20 protein-coding genes are annotated in these 24436 nt (G+C 57.7%); 5 read left to right on the top strand and 15 right to left on the bottom strand.

The window, feature by feature from the left end; genetic code table 11:
- Window positions 1–366: 366 nt before the first annotated feature.
- Window positions 367–1485 carry a tRNA glutamyl-Q(34) synthetase GluQRS gene (gluQRS, locus tag DW211_RS06570; protein ID WP_255413393.1) on the top strand — a complete coding sequence of 373 codons (1119 nt, stop codon included), beginning with the start codon at window positions 367–369 and terminating at the stop codon, window positions 1483–1485.
- A 17-nt stretch (window positions 1486–1502) separates the two neighbouring features.
- Here gluQRS and DW211_RS06565 read toward each other — a convergent pair whose 3' ends face one another.
- The 4 genes from DW211_RS06565 to DW211_RS06550 form a co-directional block, all read right to left on the bottom strand.
- The gene (locus DW211_RS06565; protein ID WP_118259942.1) at window positions 1503–2228 is read right to left on the bottom strand and encodes a metallophosphoesterase; all 726 of its coding nucleotides are present in this window, start codon (window positions 2226–2228) and stop codon (window positions 1503–1505) included.
- Window positions 2225–2863, bottom strand: coding sequence for a metallophosphoesterase (locus tag DW211_RS06560; protein WP_118259940.1), 639 nt, complete (start codon window positions 2861–2863; stop codon window positions 2225–2227). The genes DW211_RS06565 and DW211_RS06560 overlap by 4 nt, the downstream gene beginning before the upstream one ends.
- 47 nt (window positions 2864–2910) lie before the next feature.
- Window positions 2911–3627: a metallophosphoesterase gene (locus tag DW211_RS06555; protein ID WP_118259938.1), complete on the bottom strand. Its 717-nt coding sequence runs from the start codon at window positions 3625–3627 to the stop codon at window positions 2911–2913.
- A gap of 84 nt (window positions 3628–3711) precedes the next feature.
- Entirely contained in the window at window positions 3712–3951 is a 240-nt protein-coding gene (locus DW211_RS06550) for a hypothetical protein (RefSeq protein ID WP_118259937.1), read from the bottom strand.
- A gap of 168 nt (window positions 3952–4119) precedes the next feature.
- On the opposite strand from DW211_RS06550, the gene DW211_RS06545 reads away from it, so the two are divergent.
- Window positions 4120–4431 (top strand): hypothetical protein, encoded by a 312-nt coding sequence (locus tag DW211_RS06545; protein ID WP_118259935.1) that lies wholly within the window; start codon window positions 4120–4122, stop codon window positions 4429–4431.
- Window positions 4421–5083, top strand: coding sequence for a GSU2403 family nucleotidyltransferase fold protein (locus DW211_RS06540; RefSeq protein ID WP_233540963.1), 663 nt, complete (start codon window positions 4421–4423; stop codon window positions 5081–5083). The genes DW211_RS06545 and DW211_RS06540 overlap by 11 nt, the downstream gene beginning before the upstream one ends.
- On the opposite strand, the gene DW211_RS06535 is transcribed toward DW211_RS06540, so the two are convergent.
- From DW211_RS06535 to DW211_RS06500, 8 genes are all read right to left on the bottom strand, one after another.
- Window positions 5080–5436: a hypothetical protein gene (locus DW211_RS06535; protein WP_118259934.1), complete on the bottom strand. Its 357-nt coding sequence runs from the start codon at window positions 5434–5436 to the stop codon at window positions 5080–5082. The genes DW211_RS06540 and DW211_RS06535 overlap by 4 nt on opposite strands.
- A 96-nt stretch (window positions 5437–5532) precedes the next feature.
- Window positions 5533–8877, bottom strand: coding sequence for a CAP domain-containing protein (locus DW211_RS06530; RefSeq protein ID WP_118259932.1), 3345 nt, complete (start codon window positions 8875–8877; stop codon window positions 5533–5535).
- A gap of 86 nt (window positions 8878–8963) precedes the next feature.
- Window positions 8964–9194, bottom strand: coding sequence for a hypothetical protein (locus DW211_RS06525; protein WP_118259931.1), 231 nt, complete (start codon window positions 9192–9194; stop codon window positions 8964–8966).
- 148 nt (window positions 9195–9342) lie between these two features.
- A complete protein-coding gene (locus DW211_RS06520) occupies window positions 9343–11208 on the bottom strand; it encodes a hypothetical protein (RefSeq protein WP_118259929.1) in 1866 nt (621 codons plus the stop codon).
- 13 nt (window positions 11209–11221) lie between these two features.
- Entirely contained in the window at window positions 11222–15172 is a 3951-nt protein-coding gene (locus DW211_RS06515) for a hypothetical protein (RefSeq protein ID WP_118259928.1), read from the bottom strand.
- A gap of 132 nt (window positions 15173–15304) precedes the next feature.
- A complete protein-coding gene (locus DW211_RS06510) occupies window positions 15305–17074 on the bottom strand; it encodes an AAA family ATPase (protein ID WP_118259926.1) in 1770 nt (589 codons plus the stop codon).
- Window positions 17075–17135: 61 nt separating this feature from the next.
- On the bottom strand, window positions 17136–17342 hold the full coding sequence (locus tag DW211_RS06505; RefSeq protein ID WP_118259925.1) for a hypothetical protein: 207 nt from the start codon (window positions 17340–17342) through the stop codon (window positions 17136–17138).
- A 42-nt stretch (window positions 17343–17384) separates the two neighbouring features.
- A complete protein-coding gene (locus DW211_RS06500) occupies window positions 17385–18122 on the bottom strand; it encodes a hypothetical protein (protein WP_118259923.1) in 738 nt (245 codons plus the stop codon).
- Between the two features lie 222 nt (window positions 18123–18344).
- Here DW211_RS06500 and DW211_RS06495 point away from each other — a divergent pair, with 222 nt between their 5' ends.
- Complete coding sequence (locus tag DW211_RS06495; protein WP_118259922.1) at window positions 18345–19931, top strand: restriction endonuclease subunit S; 1587 nt, start codon at window positions 18345–18347, stop codon at window positions 19929–19931.
- Between the two features lie 71 nt (window positions 19932–20002).
- Here DW211_RS06495 and DW211_RS06490 read toward each other — a convergent pair whose 3' ends face one another.
- The 3 genes from DW211_RS06490 to DW211_RS06480 all read right to left on the bottom strand — a co-directional run bounded on the left by DW211_RS06490 (window position 20003) and on the right by DW211_RS06480 (window position 22057).
- Entirely contained in the window at window positions 20003–20659 is a 657-nt protein-coding gene (locus DW211_RS06490; protein WP_158568503.1) for a hypothetical protein, read from the bottom strand.
- Between the two features lie 132 nt (window positions 20660–20791).
- Window positions 20792–21616: a hypothetical protein gene (locus DW211_RS06485; RefSeq protein ID WP_118259918.1), complete on the bottom strand. Its 825-nt coding sequence runs from the start codon at window positions 21614–21616 to the stop codon at window positions 20792–20794.
- A 114-nt stretch (window positions 21617–21730) separates the two neighbouring features.
- Complete coding sequence (locus DW211_RS06480) at window positions 21731–22057, bottom strand: hypothetical protein (RefSeq protein WP_118259916.1); 327 nt, start codon at window positions 22055–22057, stop codon at window positions 21731–21733.
- Window positions 22058–22166: 109 nt separating this feature from the next.
- Between DW211_RS06480 and DW211_RS06475 the strand changes: the two genes are divergently transcribed.
- Window positions 22167–24326 (top strand): hypothetical protein, encoded by a 2160-nt coding sequence (locus DW211_RS06475; protein ID WP_118259914.1) that lies wholly within the window; start codon window positions 22167–22169, stop codon window positions 24324–24326.
- The last annotated feature ends 110 nt before the right edge of the window (window positions 24327–24436 follow it).

The raw sequence follows: 24436 nt of genomic DNA, 5'->3' as shown, positions 1-24436 counted from the left end.
GCGTCATTGTCCCACGTTTGCGAGTTCATGTGACGAACATCTAGGTCAGCGGAGCGTCAAAACGGGACAAAAGTCACGCCCGCCGCCGGCACCTGGGGACGTTCCTTATCTGCCGGCAATCTGGGACACTCCTTGGCATAGCCCGCTCCGGCAATAGATACCACTTCATAGCTCCATCACAGGTGTAGCGGCTTTGTGTGGGCGCGGCATGCGCTGATTGAGCCGCCAGTTGAGGGGCATAAAGCAGTTGAGCGAAAACGGTTTGCCCCTTTGCCGTCCGCTTGAGGATCATGTCCCCCTTTTCCGCGGAAACCCCGGCAGTTGCGAAGAGCTGCCGGGGTTTCTGTCGTTTGAAGGCTAGATTGATTGACGACGATTAAGGCGCCGAGCCGGTGGTCCGGCACGCGCAACGTGTGGCCTCAGCAACTTGCAGGCCACGGCAGCGTCTCCCCCACCGCGCCCCGCGCTATACTCGTCCGCATGGACATCAACGCACGCAACATAGCAACAACCGCCGCCGACGCGCCAACGACGCCGGCCGCTCCCGCGCCCGTCGTGGGGCGCTTCGCCCCGTCGCCCTCGGGCCGTATGCACCTGGGCAACGTGTTCAGCTGCCTGTGCGCATGGCTTTCGGCCCGCAGCCAGGGCGGCAGCATCGTGTTACGCATTGAGGACCTGGACGATCGCTGCAAGCGCCCGGAACTTGCCGCCCAATTGATTGACGACCTGGCCTGGCTGGGGCTGGAGTGGGACGAAGGCCCCTACTACCAGCACGACCGCCTAGACCTGTACGAGAGCGCCTTGCGCCGGCTGAAAGACGCCGGCCTCACCTATCCCTGCTTTTGCACACGCGCCGAGCTCCACGCCGCGAGTGCACCGCACGCGAGCGACGGCACGCCCATCTACCGTGGCGCCTGCCGAAGTCTTTCGGCCGAGGAGGTGGCCCGCCGCAGCGCCCTGCGCGCCCCGGCCACACGTCTGCGCGTGCCCACCGTCGACGACCTCGCAGACGACGTGATCGAATTTGTGGATCGCACGTACGGCGCCCAATGCGAAGCACTCGCCACCGAGTGCGGCGACTTTTTGGTGCGCCGCAGCGACGGCGTGTTTGCCTATCAGCTAGCCGTGGTGGTCGACGACGCTGCCATGGGCGTCACCGAGGTCGTGCGCGGATGCGACCTGCTGGGGTCCACACCGCGCCAGATCTATCTGCAGCACCTGTTGGGACTGCCCACGCCGCACTACGGACATATTCCGCTGCTCATGGCACCGGACGGCCGCCGCCTTTCCAAACGAGACCGCGATCTGGACCTGGGCGAACTCCGCGCCCGCTTTGGCACGCCCGAAGCGCTGCTGGGCTGGCTCGCCGGGCAAACGGGCATCGCGCCGGACACCACGCCGCGCTCTGCCGAGCGGCTGGTCGAGCACTTTAGCTGGGATGTTATCCGCGCGCACCGAGAGAACATCGCTGTAACGGCCGAGTAGCCAAATACGCCCCACCCCTACGCAACATCCCAAGGCTGGAGTTCGTCGCCCAGGCGAACGATGCAGTCGTAGAGCACGGTATGGCGCTCGGTCGGGTTGGCATCCCGATGAAAATGCCCGTAGTACCAGCGCTTGTAGTCCAAGCGGTCTTCCAACTCGTCAAAAAATGCCGTAAGTCGATCGACGGCGGGGCAATTCCAGCCGGGCGCCGGATAGAGCGTGGGCGAAAGCATGCGCGTGGAGCAGGTGTGGGTGATCACGTAGTCGACCTTCCAGCCCACGCTGTCGAGCTTTGCACGCGCTTCCTCAAAGTTGCGCTCGCCCGGCAGCTCCTGTGGCCACCAACTGGAATACGGGATGCGGTATTCCTTGTCCACGCTCGTGGCGCCGCCCATGGTAAAGATCGTTGAGCCGTCGAGCTCGAAGACCTCGCCGCGCGTCAGGCGCCGTATGGGCGAGGTATCCGATAAGCGCTGGGTCAGTCCACCGTGCCATAATTCCATGGGGCGCTCCGCCCAGTGATCGAAACGCTCGTGGTTGCCGTCGACAAACAGCACCGTATAGGGGCGCGATTCCAACCAGGCAATATCGGCACATTCCTCGGCGGAGAAATCCCACGGAAAGCCAAAGTCGCCCGCGATAATCAGATAGTCGTCGCGCGTCAGACTATTCCCAAGCTCCCAATCGCGGAGCTTTTGCATGTCGATGCCACCGTGGACATCACCCGTCACATAAACCGTCATCGGATCACCACTTCCCTCTTATAGGCTTCGAGATCGCGCTCAATCTGCTCATCGCCCGTGGCGTTGACCCACCACGGCCATTTAACGCAACACGCCGGCTCGTCGACCTGCGCAAACCAAGACTTGAGCTCCTCCAGGCTCACCGGGGCGTAGCCGTTGGCGTCCACGCCCACGTCATAGCGCCGCAGCCCCTGCCGAAGGTTGAAGGTGTTGTACGCGCCGCCGCAGCTGTGGATATGCCCGTGAAGATGCCAGCCGCCGTGCGACATACCCTGCCAGTCGACCATGGGATAGTGGCTTAGTACGATTTTTTGACGGTCGATCTTGAGCACGCAAATGGGCGGCTCAACGATAAAAGCGTCCGCCACTGCAGGCTGCGTCCAGTCTTTGTCGTGGTTGCCGGGCAGCAGATGGACGCGCCTGCATGCGATGCTTTTGCGCAGTTCGTGGGCCTCTTGGACCGTCATCTTAAAGCTGAAGTCGCCCAGAATGTAGAGCTCATCGTCCACAGCGACCTTGTTATTAATGCTGGCGACCATGGCGTCGTTCATCTGCGCGACAGTCGACCAAGGCCTGTCGGCGAGCCGTAGCATGTTCTCGTGTCCAAAGTGCGTATCGCTGGTAAACCAGATCATGGGGACCTCCTAAGGTCTTGCTCATAATAGTCACTCGCCGTCTCACCCTACTCATCGGTGCATCGCGCCTCGATCGGCACGATATCTTGGTAGATCAGGCGATGCTTGTCGTCGCGCCATTCATCGTCATGGTAATGGCCAAAGAACCAGGTGCGGTAGTCAAGCCGCCCGTCGAGCTCGCCCAAAAAGGCCCGCAGCGAATCGTCGTGGAACTCGCGATTGCACTCCATGCACAGCTCGTCCGCCAAATCGACCGGTGCCTCGTGCGTCACAACATAGTCGACCTTCCAGCCCACGCGATCGAGCGAGGCGCGACAGTGTTTGATCTCGCGCTCACTCGGCATCTCCTCGGGCCACCACGTCTTTCCCTCCTGACGCCACTGTTTGTCATGGCTCGCGGCGCCACCCATGGCGAGCACCGTGGTCCCCGTGATGTCGAACACCTCGCCGCGCATCAGGTGCAGCACGTGCGGGCGAACCTCGTGAACGAGGCCCCCGTTCCACTCACGCATTGGCAGCCCCGCCAGCAGATGATGGTTCTCGTGATTGCCGTCGACAAAACACGTGGTCCAGGGCTTGGACTCAAACCAGTCGAGCCAGTATTTGTCGGTGTTCGAGCCGCTCCATATAAAGCCAAAGTCGCCGGCAACGATCACCACGTCATCGCGCGTCAGCGTACGGCCCAATGGCCAAACGCGCGACGAGAAGCGGCTCGCCCCGTACTCGGCAACACCGTGAACGTCTCCGGTAACGAAAATGGACATTAAGCAACACCTCCGTGCTGTGCGACTCTGGACAAATCAATGGAAGAAATTGCAGGCCGGGCCGGCATCTGTATCCCTTAGGGCTTACCCCTCGTTCTTCCATCCAAACGGGTCAAACACCCAAAAAACTAGATCGAGCACGCCGCCGGTCATCATGGCGCCGGCAAGAGCCATGCAAACGTGCAGAGAGCTAGCACTTCGAAGCACGTCGAACGGCCCCAAAACAGCCAGTAGCGCGACCGCAGCGCCGGCGAAGCATAGCGCGAGACACGGCCCCGCGTCCTTAACGCATTTCTTTGCGAGATGCTTGGTGTTGTCACTCATCGATTTCGAGCTCCTTAGAGGATCGTTGTTCAGATTCACGCCGTCGAGACAGGATGGACGGCAGGTTAAGTGTCACATGTCGTGCGGACACGTGCGGACACCGCCGAGTTACCCTACATTATAAAGATTTTGATATTATGTTGGGTAACTACTCAGAGGGGAGGAGCCGTGTCCGTCTTAGAAGATGTCCTGGAAGAGGAATACGCACGCTCGAGGCGCCTCTTGGGTCTCATGGAGCAGGAAATGGGTCTCCTTCCAAAGGGCAGCATCCGTATGCGAAACATAAAGGGCCACGAATACTGCTATCTCAACTATCGACTCGGCGACAAGGTCAAAAGTGACTATGTCCCTGCCGCAGAGGTTGATGAGCTGCGAGCCAAAATCGATCGTCGAAGGGCTCTTGCGGCCGCCATCAAGGAACAGAAGCAATCTCAAAAGCAAATCATACGTGCGTTGGGGAGGGTGCCAAATGTTGACTGAGCAGCAACAAGCTTTTTTAAAAGTACTCGATCTAGTCGAGGAAGCAGGGTGCATCGACCACGTTATCCTCATCGGGTCCTGGGCGGAATTTGCCTACAGAGAGGCCGAGGTTCTTCCAGGTTTTTGCCCAAATATCAAAACAATGGATGTCGACTTTCTTGTTCGAAACCTACGACGCCCCAGCCCCGCGGCGCGCCTGACCGCCCTCGCAAAAGAACGAGGTTTCTTTGTCGAATCCGACCGCATGACCGGAACAACAAAGTTGCTAGATATCACCGGCCTTGAAGTTGAATTTCTCATCAGAAAAATGGGAGCCGGAAAAGAACCTGCCCTCAAGACGAACATCGGGGTGACGGCCCAGGCGTTATGGCATATGGACGTCATTCTGAAAAATACCATCGGCGTTCGCTGCTTGGGTCACGTTGTAACCGTTCCAGCCCCTGAGGCCTATGCGATTCATAAGATGATAATCAATGGCGAACGGGGTAAAAAGGCCGAAAAGGACGCCCGTGCCGTGGAAAGCATGCTCCCACTGCTAAACAAGGAAAAGCTCAATGTAGTATTCAGCTCGCTATCCAAAAAAGAGAAAGCAAGGGTCCGTGCGTTCGCTGAAACCTATGGCGTTGCGGAGCGTATCTTGGGAATCGTCTAAGCTGTTGGCGGGCAGCATGTTGGGCAGGGCGTCTTGCCTCGCTTGAGTGCAGCCGCTAATGGTATGCTTGTTTTAATGGCGTTTTGAGGAAGGCTTTTGCACCCCGTAGAACGGTGGTAAATCTTGCCGTTCTTAGTGACGATTACCTTGGTTTTTGAGGTATCCACACTGCGGGGCTCGATGGGCGCGGCCACCTCTTGACGAGCTGGCGCTGTTTTCCAAGGCTTGCCTCTCGAAAAACCAAAATCGCAGAATCGATTGATATAGCTGTCGAAACATCCATCGAACAGCAACCCCGTTGCCAGGCCCGCCATGAATCCGCAGGCGATCGCGGCCTCTCCTCTAATTTGCATATATCCCTCCTTAATCAATCTTGAAGAAAAAGGCGGCGCGCGCCGCAGAGCCCATGCCCCTGCGGTGCGCGCCAAAAACAGCGCGCTTCCCTGTCCCTAACGGATCAGCTGGCGGCGCTTATCGGACAGGAATACGCCGACGGCCACCAGGACCGTGCCGCCGATCACGAAGGTCTCACCCAGCAGCTCGGACGCATCGCCCGTGGCGGGCATCGCCGTCTGCCAAGTCGTGGCCTCGGTCTTTGCCTCCGCATGCTTGGCCTGGTACGTCACTTGCGTGACGGGCTGGGTCTGCTCGCCGTTTCCGCGGTCGGCGGCCTCTTGGCGAGCGATCTCGGCGTTAAGCTCGGCAATAGCCTGGTCGAGCTCGACCTTGGCGGCGGTGTAGTTGGCGAGCGCCTCCAAGTATGCCGGCGCCACGGCATCCGTCGCAGCCACGGCGGCATCGAGTTCGGCCTTGGCGGTCGCGGCGCGCTCGGCGGCATTGTGAGCTGCAGCGATCTTGGCGTTGAGCGCCTCGTCCACATCGTCAGCGCTGCCGTTGGCGATGGCTTCGGCAAGATTGATCCTGCGCAGGCGGGTGACCGCGGCGGCAGAGGCATCGCGGGCGGCGGCGGCCGCGGTCACGGCATCGTCAGCCTCCACCAAGTCGTACTCGGCATCGCTCACGGCCATCTCCGCAGCATCAAGCGCAGCATCGGCAGCGAGCTTGTCCTCAGTAGCCCTGGAAAGTGCTGCAGCGGCATTCTTAAGCTGGGAGGCACGCGCGGCAGCTGCATCAGACTTTGCCTGAGCCGTTGTCGCGGCAGCGCCAGCATCGCTCGCAGCCTGCTGGGCCATATCGAGCTCCGCCTGAGCGCCAGCAGCATCGATGGCTGCCCGATCGGCATCGCCTTGGGCGACAGCAAGTTCAGCCTCCGCCTCACGCTGATTGGCACGTGCGTCTTCGAGCGTAGACGATGCCGCATCAAACGCACGCTGAGCAGCAGCGATATCGGCCGAATACGCCGCCAGCTCATCCTGGGCCGCGGCAAGTGCATCCTGCTTGTCGCCGACACCGACACGAGCGGCATCCAGTGCGCGCTTGGCAGCAGCCACCTTGCCCTTGGCAATGTCGAGCTCGCCAGACTTGGCGGCCACGGCGTCCTGAGCCGCCGCAACTGCGGCGTTGGCAGCGCTCAAATCGGCGCGGGCATCGCTGACAGCACGCGCGGCGACGTCAGCTGCAGCCTGCTTTTGCTCCACAGAAGCCTGAGCCTCCGAGACCTTGGCAGTCGCGACATCAACGTCAGCGACAGCGCGCTCAATCTGAGCTTGCTTTGCCGCAACGGTCTGCGATGCTGCGTCCACCTTGTTGCCGGCATCGTCAGCAACGCCCTGCGCCGTAGCAAGCTCCTTGCGTGCCGTGTCAACGCCCTGCTCGGGATTTGCCAGAGAGTCGCACCACGCGTTCAGCGCAGCCTCATACTCAGCAACCGTCATCGGATTGACGTTGTACGGCTCGTACCATTGACCAGAATATACGAATGTCTGCGCTTGCGTGCTGTACCCGTTGATCGTTCCACGCGTGCAAACGCCCATGCCCGTCACGGTGTAGCTGGGATCGATTACGTTGATGTAATGGCCGACCGAATCACCATGCTTCACGGCGTAGGTATCAATCTCGGAACTATGCGCCGTATAAAAATCGTAAGCGGCCTTTCCCGTAAGGCCCGTCGCGCCCAGCGAGGCGGCAGCAGCGTCAAAGACGGCCTTCTCTTGATCGACCCACTGCTTAAACGGATTGCTTCCGTAGTTCCATGCCACGTTTTCGCCCACTTCGAACTGCCTGGCGTGATCGATCTTCGTGTCGGAGAAGTTCGCATCCGCAATGGCAGTCGCCATCATGGCATACGTCACCTTGAGCTCGCCCAGGCCAACGCTTGCGCGATACTCGTTGCACGCTTTGAGCCACACAACCGCCTGCTTCATGTTGGCCAGGCTCGTCGCGTCGACCTCCTCACCCACCTTGTTATAGCTAGCGAGTTTGCAGTTGAGGATGATATCCGCCGCATCGTCGGCACCCACGCTCTTAAAGAACGCGATAGCACCCTGGCGGTAGTTCTCTGCCGATGCGTTCGCCGTTGCCTGAGCGGCATCGAGCTTTGCCTGAGCCTGAGCCACAGCCTGGTCGGCCTGCTGTTTTTGGGCCTTCGCCTGATCGAGCGCCTTGTCGGCAGCGTCTTTCTCGTCCTTGGCCGCCGAAAGCTTGGCCTGGGCATCGGCCAGCTCCGTGAGCGCACTGGCATGATCAGTCTTGGCCTGGTCAAGAGCGGCATCGGCCGCCGTCTTGGCGGCAACAGCGGCATCCAGCTTGGACTGGGCTTCGGCAGCAACCTGCTGCTGATCGGCAACTGCCTGCTGGGCAGTCTGTACCTCGCCCTCGGCAGCGGTCACCTCTTGCTCGACGGCAGCAAGCTCGCTCTCGCGCTGCGACTGCGTGGTCTTGGCGGCCGTCAGCTCCTCGGACGCGGCGGCCACCTTTGCCTTGGCGGCCTCGTACTCCGGGCCCGCAGCGCCCTGCTCGGCTCGGTCCAGATCGGCCTTGGCTGCGTCATAGCTCGCCTGTGCAGCATCCACGTCCGCATCTGCCGCAGCCCTTGCCTGTTGAGCTGCCGAAAGCTTGCCCTGCGCGTCCTGCTGCTTGGAAGCGGCAGCAGCGGCAGCGGCCTGAGCATCCGAGAGCTTGGCCTGCGCATCAACAACCTGCTGCTTTGCCTGCTCCAAATCACTCGCGGCCTGCTCTGCGGCAGCCTGGGCAGCGGCTACGGCCTCGGGTGTGGCATCGGATGCAGCGGCCTGTGCAGCTTCGAGCGCAGATTGAGCATCGCGGGATGCCTTCTGGGCGGTAGTCAGGGCTTCGTCCTTGTCTGCCAGGTTCTTCTTGGCGGCATCAAGCGCAGCTTGAGCGTCCTCGAGCGCCTTGACATCCAAATCGGCCTTGTCCTGTGCAGCGCCCATCTGCTTTTCCAGCTCGGCCGAGGCAGCAGAAGCCGCACTATCGCTCGCACCGCGGGCCACGTCATAGGCGCCCTGCGCCTGTTGCCGGTTGACGGCGGCGGCATCGTAGGGAACAGCAGCCGCTTCCAGATCGGCCTTGGCGGCAGCAGCCTTGGCGCGCGCCGCATCAACTGCAGCCTGCAGATCGGCGACCTTTTGAGCCGCAGACACAGCACCCGTACCAGCGCCGGCGGATGCAGCGCTCGCCAGCGGCGACATCACCGCAGCCGTTGCGCATGCAGTGCCAATGCCATCCACACCCTGCGCCGCCGCGGCCAGGGGCGACAGCAGCGAGCCGCCCGTCATGACAATCGTCGCCGCAGCAACTGTCGCCACGCGCCCAGCCGCCCTGGCCTTACCCAAGGCCTTGCCGTTCATGTCCTTGTTCATGTTCTTGCTCATTGCCGATTCCTTCCCACGGTGAGCCGTTGTTTGACACAGATAGTCGATCTAACTTGCCCCGCTAAAAAGAGGTGATAACGGGGTAATTAAATTGAGCGATTTGAATCGCGATGAACCTGGTATTCGCAAAAGCCAAACTCAAAGTTCCGCTCGCGCTCAATCTCATCCAAATACTCAAGCTCTTCGCCACTTGGCGCCTCTTCACCTAGGCATACAGGCCAGTTCTCTGTGTGAGAACGGTCAGTACGGCCATAAATGGTCTCGAGATTAATGAAATCGATATTGACGTTGTTAAAGGAGAAACTGCTGGTGCTCATGCTCAAGTCCCGTCTACATAAACTCAAATTGCTGTGCTTGGTCTCTTTCCGAGACCCCATCTCATACGCTATGACTGCAGTATATGCGCTCCGCTTGCATGTTGCAAGAACAATTTTAGTTTTCTAGTACATATAACTAATCTGTTTTTCACAAACAAATGCCAGACTCTCCCGCCGCACCCTCACGCGCCGCATATTCGTTGAGATACTTCACCGGAATCGGCCACCTGGAGGGAGCCCCATGGCGCGATAGTCCCACATTCACCAGCTGGACCAGCAGCTCGAACAGATCGTCGCCTTCGAGCACCTCAATCGAGCGCACATGAATCGCCGTCGCCAGGTCCTCCTTGGTGCCGTTGTTGACGCCCACAAAGTAGCAGGTCATCCCTGCACGTTCGAACGTTCCAATGCCGTAATAGGGCGAGTTGTAGCTTTCGAAAAACTCCTTCTTACGACCTGCCTTACCCGCAAGCTGGTAATCGCGCACCAAGGTCGCAAAGCTGTTAGAGAAGGTCGTCAAGCCCGTATCCCGCACGCGCGCGAGCATAGACTGCCCACCCGCCCGCACGTCAAAGATATAGGCGTCCTTGTCGAGCTTGCCATCGGCCGTCAACAGCTCAAACTCCATCTCGTCCACGGGACCATCCTCGATGGAATGCGAGGCGTAGTCCATGCCCCCGTCAGCATCAATCGTTAGGGCTGCAAGGCGCTCATCGAGCTCAATCTTGCCTTCTTCCTTGCGTGGGACATTGACCACGCCGCAGACCGTCACCGACTCAATGTCAAAAGAACCAAGGCCAAACGCCCTCACACGGCCGTCGGCAACGTCCTGCTTTACCAGCAGCTCTTTGAGCATGGCTCCCAGGACTCCCTCCTGAGCGCCCCGCACCTTTGCATTCGATGCCGCCTTGACCAGCGGCTCGCACACATCCGGCGTCACATGCTGCTCAACCACGCCAGCATGCAGGGCATAGCCATCGTCCTCGGCAACCTCGTTGGGCACCACGACGATATTCCATGCCAGCGGATCAACAGCCCTGCCGCCATACGACGCGTGTACGCCCCACGAAGAATCATTGAGCCGATCGACCAACTGGCGCGCCATCCCATCAAGCCCGTCACCCGCAAACGACACCACAGCCCGCTGCCCCAACGAACGCTCCGCAACCACGCGGGCATATCGGTCGCTTTTCAGAACCTCGTAGAAGCTCTTGCGCGGATACTCCCCGAGCGACACTCGGGCAAAATCGCTGTACCGGCGCTCAAGAATCTGCAGCTCTCGGTACAGGATGCCCTTCTTGGTATAGGCAACCTTTTCCGCCTGGGCAGAAAACGTAAGGTCACGACGTTTGGACGGCTTATCGCCCTTGGCGCGGCGCAGGATGTACTCGTCACTTTGTCCGTGCGCCAGCACCACCGTAGCCACAGGCGACAGCCTGTAACCCACCTGGCTGTTGATCTTCTTGAGTTCTAACTCGTTGCCTGCCGCACGACCGATGAGCACTCGGCGCTTGGTAAACGTTCGAATCTTGAGTTCGAAGGTGCAATCCTCGTTGATAACGGTCTCGACCGTTTCAATCTTGGCAGGACCCCTTCCGGCTTCCTCGACGGCATCACGACGAGCACCCTTGGCGCTTATGACATACAGGTGCCCCGCGTCGTTGGGGATCTCGTCCTCAATCCCCTCAAACTGCGAACACGAGTTGAACAGCAGGCGCAACGCGACATAATCGTCCAGCTCATCCCAATAAGTTTTAATCGGAACCATTTGCTCATGGCCGAGTGGGGCGTTAAGGTCGCCCGTCCGCGCGCCCGCTTTGACCATGAGAAAGATGCGGTTGTCCTCGAGCTGGGTGAGCGCGACAACCTTGCCCGTCTGGCACACATCGGCCATAAAGTCTGCCACGGCATGCTTGCCCGCATCACCGACGTTACACCAAAAGACAGAATAGCGCTCCTCGGCGGCCGCGGGATCAAGCCGCAACACAAGCTCGGAAACCGCGATGTCTCCCAAGCCACACGGCTGGCTATGCTTCGATTACACGACCGATCGCCTCCATCATCTCCAAACTGATTGCTCCATCAGCTGCCATATAGGGGAAGGAGAACACCATCCCCTCGCCATCGATCGGCTTTTGACGGAGCTCCAGCGCCGCTTCATCGGCCAAAACATTGACGATCAACAGGCGCTTCGCCCCAACTTTTTGAGCCTTTGCCTTAAAGCGCTCGGCATCCGTAGTCTCGCCGCCGCTGCGCCTGTAGGCCTCGTAGGCGCCGATGCGATAGTGCTTAAAGTCGATCCACACCCCGGTCTTGTTGCCGGCGGCATCGAGCACCTCAAAATCGCCGCCCGTCTCGGCATGGGCAGCGTCACCACGCGCAAGCAAATACCGGCCATCGTAATACGCCTCGAAGATGGCCCTACCGGCAGACTCTCCCAGTTCTCCCAGATACACCGCCTGGAACATATAGGGCGTCATGTGCGCCGTCGCCGCCGGTTGCAGCATCGCGGGCACCCCGTCGCGCGACCAACGCTCGCGCACCTCCCGAATCGACAACAGCTCGGGCACACGGGCCGCCGTCTGGCTTACCTGGCGAACCTTCGCGCCCTTAAAGCCCTCGTTATAGCAGCAGCACTCCTCCAGACGGGCGGCAATCTGCTCGACAGGCTCACCGTCGTAGCTGGGGAACCCAAAATGCGGCACCTTGCACGCTCCGCCCTCCGCGTACGCATAGCCACTCGCGGGGAACGGCATGTGTAGCGCAGTGCTTTTGCGCGCAGGATAGCTCGCAAGGTCCTCCCACGGCAGGCAAAAATGATGCAGATAAAAGTCGCGCTCGTCGTCAAAGGCGGCCAGATCTTCCTCGCGCGCATCGAGCGAGGTAACCCTCCACGCCAGCCTCTCGTGCTTCTCCTTCGCCAGATTGTTCCTAAAGGCAGCAAGGTTCTGTTGCTTGCTAGCAGCGTGTTGCTTCTTGTCCGCCATGTGATTGTTGACGGCCGCACAGGCACCAACCACCTGCTCCAGCTCGTAGCCCATCGGCAAATCATGCAGGAACGAAAAATCGCAATCGCCGACGATTTCGCGATCGAGCATCACCCGTACGTGCGGCATCTTTACGCTCGTGCGCATCAAGCGACCCACGGCCTGCGCCACAATGCGGGCTCCTTCGACCTGATAAGAGAGGGTGTCGCGCACCGGCAGTTTTCCGCCAACGCCCGCCAGTACCGTGCGCACGCGATGGCGCTTCTGAATAAACGGGATCTCACCGCGCGTCACGAGCTCCTCCTGTTCGACCACGCCAAGCAGCGCCTGCTGGTCAAACTTCTTTGAGCTCATATCGACTCCCCAGGTCAAGCGGCTCGTGGGCGACTCCACGTACAAAAAATCGAGATCCATCTTGGGATGTCGCTCAGCGTTATCGAAGCCGCAGTCCACCTGGCGCACCGTGTCGCGCAGGCTCTCCGGCACCTCGTATTTGAGGTTTTTGGAAAAGCCGCCAGCAGCAAGATTGATAAACATCAGGGTCGGCTTGCCGTCCTTCAGACGCCCCTGAGCGTCACGCCAGCCCTCCTCCCAGCCGGAGGCGTTAAAGCACGGCACCATATCCTTGGCTTCCTCGAGCGACTTCTCGTACGACGCCTCGGGGTGCTTAACGTTCCTAATCACCAGTTCGGCAACGATTTCTCGGGCAAGATCCAGCGCCAAACTATTAAAGTCGCCATGGTTTCCCATGTGTCGTGTCGTAAAGATGGCTCCCGCCTGCTGCTCACTGCGCGCCACGCCACGCGCCCAGGCGCTCACGGCAACGAGCGTCTTGCTCAGACGCTTGAGCTCAAACTCGATGCTTTCGGCATCGCTCGTGGTCACCCTGTCGGCAATCTTTCGGCGCAGGCACGCCGCAAGCCCTTCGCTCACGCCAATCTGGTCAAAGAATTCCATCGCATGCTCGTACACCTCGTCGGGCGACACGATACCGCCGCCATAGGCGCCGCCGGCCACGGCCGCCATGCCGGCAAGCTTCTTGGACTCGTCAACCCAAACAACGTCGACGTCGTACACCGTTGCCGCCTGCTTGTTGAACAGCTTGGTCTGCCGCACGATCTCCTGGTTGAGCTCGCCAATCCAAGCATCTTTACGAACCACGCCGTGCACTTCGTCCAGGTAATCCAGATCAAAGTTCTTAATGGTCGGCGCATTCCAGGTAGCGCTCATGCACACGCAGGGAGCCTTGGCGGCAATGGAGGCCAGATACGCCTCGGGCATGCGCTCAATGCCGTGATTAGTCAGGTACGTGGTAAACATATGGTCGATGGTGGTTTCCATCACCAGGTAGTCAACACCACGCGCATACATCGAGTCGTCAACGGCATCGATCTCGTCGTTCTTGCGGTCCTTAAAGAACAGTGCCAGCATCAGCGAATTCCAGAAGTATTTCTCGTTGGTCTGGTCGTTCCTAATGCCCATGGCATCGATGATATTCTTGCGCGAAAGATCGTCCTTGTACGAAATGCTGCCGTAGTACAGCTTGTCCATAAGCGTGGCGCAACGGGCAAGATGGCCCACCACCATCCTGACAAGGCCGCGCGCACGGCGCACCGCCTTGTTGACGGTCTGCTGCTCGTCCGTCCCGCAAGACGTAATCATGTTGCGGTTGCGGCGAGTATCGAACTCATAACGCAAGGGATTCGACAGGCCATCGCCCACCGAAATATCGTCGCTGCCAAACAGGTGACGTCCGGCAAGCTGCTCGTCTTTCGCCTTGTCAGACAAGGCAAAAGGCTGCTGCAGCTCCATATCCTGAATACACGCAGCGATCATCTTTTGCATACGCTGGGCGTTCTTGGCAATCTCTTCGGCAGCCGTCTCCACACTTGTGCGCGAAACCTTGCCCGTTGCCGCGTTTGACCCCTCGTGCTCGCCCGAGGTCGAGGCATGCGTATAGACCGCCATCCACTGGTCTCGATTTCCCAACAGCAGAGGATCCACCACGCCACCATTAAAATGACGGTCAAGAATACGCAGCATCTCGTCGGGCTGAAATTTCATATGCCCCGTTGCCAGCATCGACAGCATATCGGCCTTCGCATGGTCGATCTCGTCAAAGATAAACAGGCATTCGTCGGCAACCGTTGCGTTAAAGAACACGACGCCCGCTCCTGTCACCGTATCGATTCTATTGACGAGCTTTTGCGGCGTGCATGCAATTACATGCGGCGTGCGCTTATCGTTAAGCAATGCCGAGGGCCAAATCCGGGGAATCTCCTCAAAGCCACGCGTGATGCTCTGGCGTCCACGGCTCACCGCTCGACGCAAGCTCGCGTCTGCCAACGCCAGCTTATCCCACAGCCCTGGAGTCAGGCGGTCGACAACACTTCCCAAGCGATCCTTCTTGTCCAAAATGCCCAAAAGATCATCAGCGATTTCCATCGCGCTGTTCCAGGCGTGCGTAATGTCGCGAACAACAGCCTCGTCCTTCGCTCCAAAGGGACAAGGAATATCACGCGGCCTCATGCTGCCCTTGTCAAACGCGGTATCAATCCAGTTTGTGATGTTCTCTCCAGCACGCGGAAGATCGAACACCATGTGTGCCGCTTCACCACAACTCATGCCCTGCTCAACCAGCAATTCGCGCACGCTTGCAACATAGTTGTCGCGGTTGTCCTTGCCCGGCACCACAAACACCAAGGTACGGCGACCAGGACATTTGTTAAAGCAGCCCGACTCATCCCAGCCACCGGCAATCAGGTCTGCCGTGACCTGCTCGGCCGTGTAGTTTTTACCCGAGCCCGTCGTGGCGCCCAAAAAATACAGGCCGTTGTCGCCCTGATTCTTGGCGCCGTCCTGGTCCTTGGGGGCAAACAGCGCACGCTCAAAAAACTCGCGCATCACCTTTTGGCGTGCGAGATAGGGGGCAAGCTCCTTGTCGCCCGCAGACGACGGGCTCGATTGACAGTTCAGTTCCCACGTAGCCATGGTCAAACCTCCGATTTAGTTGTTGCATGTGTTGAATACCATCCCATGCGGACAAAAACTCACGCAGGGCGGTTGAGACGGCGTCTATGCCGCTTGAGAAAAGAAGAGAAAGGAAAGAGGAACAGCCGGCGATTACTCGCACGAAGCGAGCAGCTTCTCAAGATCGCACTCCAATGCCTCACGCTCCTCAACGTCCATCACTGCAAGGGCAACACGCATCAGGGACACCTCGGCGGCAAGCTCCTTAACCTGGTCGGGGCGCTTGCTAAAGTGGTCGTAAATCCGCAGGGCCTCCCCGGCCGCCAGATACTGCCACTTTTCCAACGAAGGCTTTTCGGACCTGCTCATGGCATCGACCCACTCGCCAAGACCCTGAAAACCGTTGCCCGTAGTCGTGCCGTTCATAACCACATCGAGCGGGCTCAGCAAGCAATCGGGCGAATTTTTGTACACCAATTTGGTGAGCGTAAGCACCTGAGCAAGGTTGCGATACTTGTCCTGATCGGCATAGAGCACGTCGTTGTAGCAGGCGCACGCCTTAAGCAGCTCGTGGGCGGCAATGCGCTCCGGCCCATCAAACGGAACGCCGCGCAACAACACCCCAGCAAGATCGAATGCCTTGCCGCCCTGCACGATCTTGTCGAGCGCCGAGCCGTCCACCAAATCCACCAGCCAAGCAAACTCAGGCTGATACGGCTTATGCTCGTCCTCGTCCTCATGCTCCATCCAGTTGTTCACCAGCGTCAGGGCTTCAATCTCCCTCCCGTTCAGAAAGGGCGAATTCTCCCCCATCTCTTCCTGCAAAAAGCCCCGCGGCTCATGAGAGCGCTCGTACGCAACCGCAAGTTCCCCGTCGCTCACGACCAAGGTCGCACGGGAAATATAGGTATCTTCCCGCATGTCCCTCCAGGCGTACATCATAAGGGGACGCAGCTGACGGAGCATACCGCGCGCGCCGGCACCTTCCTTAACCGCGCGCTTCGCCGCAAGGCGAGCAGCATCTGCCGTCAGTTCCATCTTGGCGCCATTTCCCATCATGTTGTTGTACTTGGGCAGGTACTGTTCATACGCAATCTGGACCAGGTCGTCCACGCTCAAGGCGTTAAAGTTAATCACCGAGCCAATGCGCCCGCACAGCTCGGACATAATGCCCCAAGTCTCAACATCCTCGATGGTCGCACTGTCTCGCAGCTCGTTTGCCGATTTTGCGGCGGTGCGCACGGCGGCATACGAAGATCCAAAACCGACCATGGTACCGGCCTTGCCGGCCAGGCGCTTGCGCACCAGAGCATCCAAGCCCATAAAGGCGCCGCCCAAAATGCAGACAACCTGATCAAGATTGAGCGATTTCATCGCCGTGCCCTTCTGGCTCTCGCATTCAAACGGCATCTCCCCGCCTTCCAAGAGCTTAAGGAACGACTGTGACGGACTAAAGCTGGACGCAACGTCGCTCCCATCGGGCTCGGCACGAACCGCCTTGTCAAACTCGTCAAAGAGCACCAGGCAGATATCGCCGGGATTCGCAGCCTGATAGTCCGCGACCTGCGACAGGCAGTTGCTCATGCTGGCACCGCGCCAGCCCTCTCCCGTCATGGTGGAGACATCGAACACGAACAGCTTGAGCCCCGCGGCATCCGCCACGGCTTTGATGGTGTGGGTCTTTCCCGTACCGGTAGAACCCATCACCAAAATGGCAGCGGGCGAAAGGACTTCGCGCGGATCGGCGCCGCGTGCCAACATCACGCAGCGGTTGACCTCAAAGCTCAGCGCCGTCACAAAGGCCTCCAAGCTTCCCTCGTGGCCAATAACGCTCTGGCGCGTCTGCTCCACCAGGCGCGTAGGCGCAATTCGATTGAGCAGGTCCTGGTAGCGATCGACGCTTCGATACTGCTTCTGAGTCATGGGTGTTTTCCTTTCAAAACTTGCTTTCTTACCTATGACGTGGGCCCAAGCCCTTAAACTCCTACAGCGCCAGCGAGGTCACCGACTCCAAATAGATCACGTTGCCCGGCTGCGTAAAGACTGGAATGTGGTAGAGCAGCTGTAAAATACCCTGCTTGAGCAGCGGGAACAGGGTGGGATGCAGGACTTCGTACATCAGGGCACCAGCCACAAGAGCGGTAAGTACGGCGAGCAACAGAACCTTTTGAGCGCTAGAGATTAGCGACATGGCCGTTCCTTTCTTTATGCGAGCCTCGGCGCGCGTGATTCATTAATGGCTGGCTGCAATGGCGATGGCGAGGAACGCGAAAACTACGGGGATCGCAAGCGATGCAAACAGAATCCCGGCAAATAGGCCTACCACCACCGCGCACACGACGATGGTCAGTGCGGTGGGCACAAGCGCAAGCAGAGGAGTAACCACGCAGGCGGACGCAAAGCGAAGCCCGTGAAACAGGCACTCATGAGGGAATAAAGCCTTGAAGACTCCCTCGACAATTCGCCACTCAACAATCGTTCCAATGGTTAAGACAACAGCCCAAAGCAGGTAATCATTGGCGCGGGAATCCGAAGCCATCTTTCCGGTAACGCCGGCCCACCAATCAAATGCGGCGGCATAGCCCAGCAAACAGACGATCGCGCACACGACGGACGCGAATGCGCCCGCATCCTCAATTGCACCGAGCAGCTCGCACATGTCGGATTCACGCGCTCCCGTTAACAGCACGATCCATTTGCGGGCAAGCGCTGCAACGACGCCCACGCCCAGTACAACCCAGTACACCCTAAACGCCACCAGACGCCATGAGTGGAGCGGAATCACCGTGTTGCCCTCGCCGATCTCGAACATAAAGCCGCCGAGCCACGTCGTCAGCAAGCACATCATGTCGACGGCGACAACGTACAGCACAACCGCAAATAGGGTTTGCAGAATCATGCCGACAATATTCATCACAGTTGGCTTCTTGGGGATGTCTGGCTCGATCCTGTACATGTCGTATCCGTTCATTAGCTGTCCTTTCGTTGCTGTCGCAATATTGGTCCGAAGGCCAGACCATTTTTAGAATTTTATTTCTAAAAACTTATCGCAGTTGATACCCTCGCGGATTAAGCTATAAACACTCAATTTCAAATTAATCGGAATTAGGCTGATAATATGAATTGACCGCATCGTGCCATTGCCAACAACGGCGCACTCCATATCGCACAACGTATGTCCGAGGAGGCAATCGTGCTTCTGTCTCGCGCAGAACAAGCCCAGCTAGGCCTTTACCATGCCTACAATCAGGAGCCAGAGCCTCATAGCAGCGCATTTCTTGCAAACCTGGTTTCCTTTATGGTCTCAAAACTCCAGCCAACGCTAAGAGTTCATACGCTTATCGAGTTGTGCTGCCGAGATTTTGAGTTTGCCCAGGACTATGCAGATGGATCCGCATGGTCTATTTGGGGCATCGACCTTAAGGACCCCGAAAACATCGAATTTGGAACTCGCGACACATCCGCTGACCCGTCTTTTTCGTTTACCAAAGCCGATGTCTTTGCCTCAACGCCAGAATCGGGCGCCATGCCCCGTACCGATGAGTCCGTGCTCATCTACTGCAGACCCCCCGAGCAAATCCCCCTCACTCAATTTGAGCCCTCGCTCGAAATTGCAAATGAGCATGTTCAGGATTTCCTTACGTCGAGGGCCCATCAACTGCAAACACTTGTCGATGTACCAAGCCCGCTTTCGGTCAGCGAATGGTATTACGTTTTTCTCGCAGCTTCCCTTGCATGTGAACGTCCGAATTCCATTGCGGTCGTACAAGTCTCCAACCGACTGCTCAACCTGGCACGCGCCGCAGACGGGCGCCGTCTGCTCTGCCAGCTTGGACTATTGACAGCGATAGTGTTGCTTCCCAATACGATCGCAGCCAATAGCGATGGCTATGCCCTACTATTTCTAGGCGACCGCAAACCCAACGAGTCATATTTCCTCTTTGATGGGCGGTCATTTGATGACAAGCCCATGACAAGTGAGCTCATGCATCAGATCCAAGACTCGATTAGCCATGCTTATGCCGAAACAACCGATGCAACGCATTGGCATCTCGGCGATCGGGGTGCTGAAAAAATCTGGCCTTTACTTCCGAAAGCTAAAAGCACCTCTTTTGCAGAGGAGTCCTTCGTTCGCTTTGGCACCGTAGCGGACATACGCCGCGGCATTCCGCGTAGCACCCTTTTAAAGGTGCCACAGATGGGTCTTGGCAGAACGGACCGACGAATCGACTGCTACTACTTATCGCTTAAACACTTAGTCGATGGAACGACCATCGGTTTCGAAGATCTACCCGAGCGCGTATCCGATACGGATATTTACGATATGGGCGATACGGATCCAGGTTATTTCTATCGTCTCAAACCGCTGGGCGAGTATGAAACCTGCATAATGATCTCACGCTTCGGACCGCCATTTAAGCTGGCCCTCGTAGTGCCGGGAAGCATGAAGCGCGAACCGGCACCCCAGAAACCCCAGTTATGCCCTAAGCTCATTGTCCCTTGCGATGTCGTCTTCTGCGCATCCTTTAAAGATGAACTACTAGCACGGTTCTTCTTAGCCTACCTGTCATCCGATGAAGGACAGCAGAAGCTCTTGGCCTCCTCGCACGGAGACTCGCTTGCACAGCTATCTCCCAAGGACCTGCGAAGCATGACCGTACCCGTTCCCAGCCAAGTGGAACAGGAGCGCTACGCGCAAGAGTACGAAGCAAAGCAGCGCGCCTACGAGAACGCCCTTAAACAGGCGGAACATTACGCCGCGAGCAAGGGAACGATGTAGCGACCGAGATTGGCAGAATGTCCGGACTTTTCCGACGGCCTGTCAATCAGGCGCGCCATTCAGCGCGGCGGCTAGAAATTGTCATCGGACTTTGCGCTGGCTTTAGCTGCCTCTTCGCCCGCGATCAGGTCCCTAACCGTTATATGCGCACCGTACGAAGCATCCTCAATCTTTTCCATAACATCAGGGTCGCAAGTTCCCCAAATATCTTTAAGGACTCGAGCCAATCCCCAAGCGGCGCTGAGCAGGACGTCAACATCCTTTAGATCTAAGTGGCTGACCGCAAAGGGACAGTACTCTCGCTCCAGCAGATAGGTGTCAACGGCGCCAATTGCCTCAGCCACGTACCGCTCAAGATCGGGATGGGGATGGAATGCGCACAGCGCCTTGTGCGGATCGGTCGGCTCAATCCAATACAGCGTTGTCGCATCCTCGAATTTCTCGAGCGGATAACGCTCAACCGCCTTCTCCCAACTTTCATACCAAGGATCGGCATCGCCGTCCGTCATTGACTTGCAAAGATCGATCGCCGCAGAAACAGTCGCACACGAATATCTATAGCTGGCGTCTTTCTTAAACTCATCATTGAGCTCGATGTCGCCAGACAGCTCCGCCTCCATGACCAGGAACGGACCATCCTCATCCGTAATGCTCATGGGATAGTTGTTGCACTCATAGTCCGGATACATTTTGTCTCCAATCAACCGTTCGGACACATTAATGACCAATATCGAAACCGCGCTCGCGCGGAGGGACGTCGTCCTCGCGCCAATCTGCAAGTTTTTCTCATCGCGTGAAAAGAACTTGCGATTTCTGCAAGTTTTTCTCACGCTGCGATAAGAACTCGCATGATCGCCCCGCTACCTGCGCCACGAGGCAGCAAGGATAACGGGAATCCCGGCAACGCACACCGCCAAGGCGATGGCTGCGAATGCGAGCGCGATAGCCACGCTCACGACGACATAGGCCACGGCAATGAAGGTCAGCGCCAGCAGGCAGGCAAGCAGCTCGGCCACATAGCACAACACCAGGTTCGAGCTCGCGCGCTTCAGCAGAACGTCGGCGAGGCGGACAAGCTCGACGGCAAAGCCGCTGCCGAAATTGCGTCCGGGGCCCTTGGCAAGGAACCACTTGAACAGGCACATCAGGGCGCAGTCCAGCATAATCACGATAGAAGCGGTCCATACATTGTGCCCCGACTCAACAAGTCCCTGGTCACCCATCGCACTGCCGTTGATGAGCCAGCTCGTTCCATAGCCCATGAACAGCATCGCAAGCAGCAGGCAGGCGCTCACCGCAGCGAGCAGGCGCGACACACGGCTGCAGAATACCGGTGCCTCGCAGCTGAGCCCAAGTCCCTCGCGAACGCGCCAGACGGCATGGTAGGCAGGGTAGGCCGCGATGAGCACGGCCACGAGCAGCGACGCCCAATCAGACCCGGGTGCCGCTGACGCGTACTCCGCGATCGCAGAAACTGAGCAGTTGGTGTGGAACGACTCGTTCAGAAACAGCGCGACCTCGCCCTTCCAAACACAAAACGGAGCGGCGACGGAGGCGATGCCGACGGCGGCAACCGCAGCAACGGCAATGAGCAGCGCGCCCTGCACGAGCTTGACGACCTCACCTTTGGCGGTGCGGGGCGCGGCCTCAACGGTGCTGAACGGAATTTGGAGAGAAGCGTTCATGATTTCCCTTTCAACAGAAATTAGAACCGGAATCGACGGCACCTAGGACGCAGTCTCTAGTCGACCCCGACTAGAGATTGTTTGCCCACAGTGATACCAAGTCGCGCGGACACATTAACAAGCAATATCGAAACCGCGCTCACGCGGAGAGTTGTCGTCCTGGATCCATTCGAGCCCGATGTACTCATCGACCCCCGCATCGGGGACTGACGACCACCTGAACTCGAAACCAAGCTGGTCAAGCTCGTCGGCTCGCTCACGGATCACTCCGTAGGCATCCAACGCATTCTCGAAATCTTCCGAAGACGCGTAGCCGCGCTCGCACTGCTTGCGCATCTGGTGCAAACGACCCATGGCGGCAGCGATAATCTCGCGAAGAACGACAACCTCGCGCTCGCATACATCGATGTTTCCTTCGTTGAGCTTGATGCACTCGAACATAACGGCCTCCCTGGTTTTAAGCCTTTTCGCTTGACTCCATTGAACAGCCGCGAACAGCCGCGTAATATGACTTTTATCGCGTTTTAAATTTTGGCTGTTTGGAGCATCAATGCTTGAGTCCGAAAAAGAACCATTTAACTGGGGTTTTGAGGCTGGCTTTCTTCGCTCCCCCGTCAATCCCCGTATGCTTCTTCTTAACAGGACGCCAGAGATTGATTGTGCCGGTGACGAAAACGCAACCGGCAATGCAAGCGCATGGAATCTCGTCTCCATAGCCAACGACCTATTGCGCGTTGACTTAAGCTCGCTTTTCAACGAAATCGGAGACCACTTTCGTGAGCGAGCAAACCAGCGCTTTTATATCGATTTGCAAAACGCCATTCGCCAGTCCTCTACTGCTCCTCACCATGCGCAACAAGCTTCGATGGACTGGGCAGCCGAGCCAGGCCATGACGACCAGCTCGATCCAGACGACCCCGACCAAGAATCCGCACAAGCAGAATTGAACGAAGCCGAAATCGAAGTCAACCTTCAAAAACAAAAGGAAAGCGATCTCGATTTCTTTGCTCCGATAATCGACAAGGTCATTACGCGCCATGCGCACGGAGAGATTTCCGGCATGGCCAGATATCTCCTCGAAAGTGTCTGCAGACAGTGCGTCATGAACATCACTGCGATTCCTGACTATCGCTATTACAGCTGCTGGATGGACAACAACGCTATTGAGTGCAACGAAATCAACCGCTTGTACCGCGCGGTGATTACAACATCGGGCCAACTCAACAAGCAAGAAATAGCGTCCCTCTTTAGCTCCTATCTCAAACTCGAGTCGAACGACATGAGCATTAACGCTACCAACGGCAAGACCGATCTAACAGCACCGGTGCCGTATGACCACGACAATCCAAGATACAACTTTCCAAAGGTCAAATCACAGATAGAAACAGCTTGTGTTTGCACCAATACCGAGCTCTTTCGAGCGCTTCTCATTGTTTTTTATCAGGAATGTCTGGAGCTTGCCCCGCTGCTTAAAAACACCGAGGCACCTAGCCTGCTCGCGCAAAACGAAGAGTTTTTCCCAGCCGCCATCAAAACAAGCGACCCGAGACAATTTCGATTATTCGATGAGCAGCTGCCGGCAATCATCCGCTTTGGCGAAGCTTTTGCATGCGCAGCCAAAAAGCACTTGCCCGGAAACGAAACGGCCCAAAAGCTCGTAGAACATTTGAACGATATAAAGCGGATGAATAGCGCCCCCTTTATGCAGGCGTTTCGTAAAAATTATCTAGAAGCTATGCGCGAGAACCAGATCTTCGCAAATGGAGACTTCCATACGCATGCAGAGCTTAACGACCAGGAAAACCTCAATAGGCTCGTTGGGCTTCAAGCCGTTATTTCAAAGGCAGGAGAGCTCTACTTCACCGAAAAGGAATGGTCCTTCGCAAGCCTTTATGCCCGCATCCTCCACGAGCTGCTGCTGTGCGGCATTATGCCGATGTCATGCCAAACCTGCGGTTCGCTCTTTTTTCCGACCGGTCCCAACAGCAAATACTGCGACCGATATAACAAGGAAACCAAGCTTTACTGCAACCCGCGATATAACACCAAAAAACATCTTGGTCGCAAATCACCCCGCGATGTCGCGCTCAATATGCAGAGAAAGGCCGATACGGCATATAAAAAAGGCCTAACAGATTGTGCCCACTATTTTGAGCGTCTTGGCAACTTTGTCCTCGATGGTCTCGGCCCAACATACCAAGCGAGTGACCTTATTTCCGACGAGCTCTATGCGACATGGCTGTCTATCGTCAACCAGCCCAATTGCAGGACAGAAATCAAACGACCGGATAGGATCGGCTTTCCATACTCTGTAATGTGGTACGGAGTCGTCCGCGATGGCAATCGATATGTACGAGTCGAGTTTCCAGGAGTCGAGTACCCAGCGCTTTTTGAACGCTTGAGCCGACTCGCCGAAAGGCCGCAATCAAAATGCACACTGGATTTCAAGGGGCCCGGCGAGCGCCCGTACAGCTCCTGGCATATCAAGTTATACAAGTTGCTGGAGATCATTGCGCAGATAAATAGCGCCGATCAGATGGCTAAGCCCATTCCATTGCTTGGAATTGATGAGCCCGAGCGTGTCTCAACCGACCTGACCGTCCAGGACACATGGAACACGCCCGACGCATGTGTCTGCAGCACCGGCATGATCTATGACCTTAGTTTTACCGTGTATACAAAGGGATATGACCCGGAGAAGCGGGACTGAGCTTAATCCCGTGGCCTTCAGCAGAGCCGAAGGCCACGGAGCGGCATTGGGCTGCTACCCGCTTATCGCACTCTTTCCCTGCCCACTGCCAGCATATATGGCAATCTGCA

Origin of the sequence: Collinsella sp. AM18-10, assembly GCF_003471585.1 — a bacterium.
Taxonomy (GTDB): Bacteria; Actinomycetota; Coriobacteriia; order Coriobacteriales; family Coriobacteriaceae; genus Collinsella.
Note: the sequence above shows the minus strand (reverse complement) of the source record. Positions and strands in the feature narration are given on the sequence as shown.

What these genes read in the sequence shown, in the direction of transcription:
- DW211_RS06565 (WP_118259942.1), bottom strand. Translation starts at nt 2,228, where the DNA reads ATGACGGTTTATGTGACGGGTGATGTCCACGGTGGCATCGACATGCAA.
- DW211_RS06560 (WP_118259940.1), bottom strand. Translation starts at nt 2,863, where the DNA reads ATGATCTGGTTTACCAGCGATACGCACTTTGGACACGAGAACATGCTA.
- DW211_RS06555 (WP_118259938.1), bottom strand. Translation starts at nt 3,627, where the DNA reads ATGTCCATTTTCGTTACCGGAGACGTTCACGGTGTTGCCGAGTACGGG.
- DW211_RS06550 (WP_118259937.1), bottom strand. Translation starts at nt 3,951, where the DNA reads ATGAGTGACAACACCAAGCATCTCGCAAAGAAATGCGTTAAGGACGCG.
- DW211_RS06540 (WP_233540963.1), top strand. Translation starts at nt 4,421, where the DNA reads ATGTTGACTGAGCAGCAACAAGCTTTTTTAAAAGTACTCGATCTAGTC.
- DW211_RS06535 (WP_118259934.1), bottom strand. Translation starts at nt 5,436, where the DNA reads ATGCAAATTAGAGGAGAGGCCGCGATCGCCTGCGGATTCATGGCGGGC.
- DW211_RS06530 (WP_118259932.1), bottom strand. Translation starts at nt 8,877, where the DNA reads ATGAGCAAGAACATGAACAAGGACATGAACGGCAAGGCCTTGGGTAAG.
- DW211_RS06525 (WP_118259931.1), bottom strand. Translation starts at nt 9,194, where the DNA reads ATGAGCACCAGCAGTTTCTCCTTTAACAACGTCAATATCGATTTCATT.
- DW211_RS06515 (WP_118259928.1), bottom strand. Translation starts at nt 15,172, where the DNA reads ATGGCTACGTGGGAACTGAACTGTCAATCGAGCCCGTCGTCTGCGGGC.
- DW211_RS06510 (WP_118259926.1), bottom strand. Translation starts at nt 17,074, where the DNA reads ATGACTCAGAAGCAGTATCGAAGCGTCGATCGCTACCAGGACCTGCTC.
- DW211_RS06505 (WP_118259925.1), bottom strand. Translation starts at nt 17,342, where the DNA reads ATGTCGCTAATCTCTAGCGCTCAAAAGGTTCTGTTGCTCGCCGTACTT.
- DW211_RS06500 (WP_118259923.1), bottom strand. Translation starts at nt 18,122, where the DNA reads ATGAACGGATACGACATGTACAGGATCGAGCCAGACATCCCCAAGAAG.
- DW211_RS06485 (WP_118259918.1), bottom strand. Translation starts at nt 21,616, where the DNA reads ATGAACGCTTCTCTCCAAATTCCGTTCAGCACCGTTGAGGCCGCGCCC.
- DW211_RS06480 (WP_118259916.1), bottom strand. Translation starts at nt 22,057, where the DNA reads ATGTTCGAGTGCATCAAGCTCAACGAAGGAAACATCGATGTATGCGAG.
- DW211_RS06475 (WP_118259914.1), top strand. Translation starts at nt 22,167, where the DNA reads ATGCTTGAGTCCGAAAAAGAACCATTTAACTGGGGTTTTGAGGCTGGC.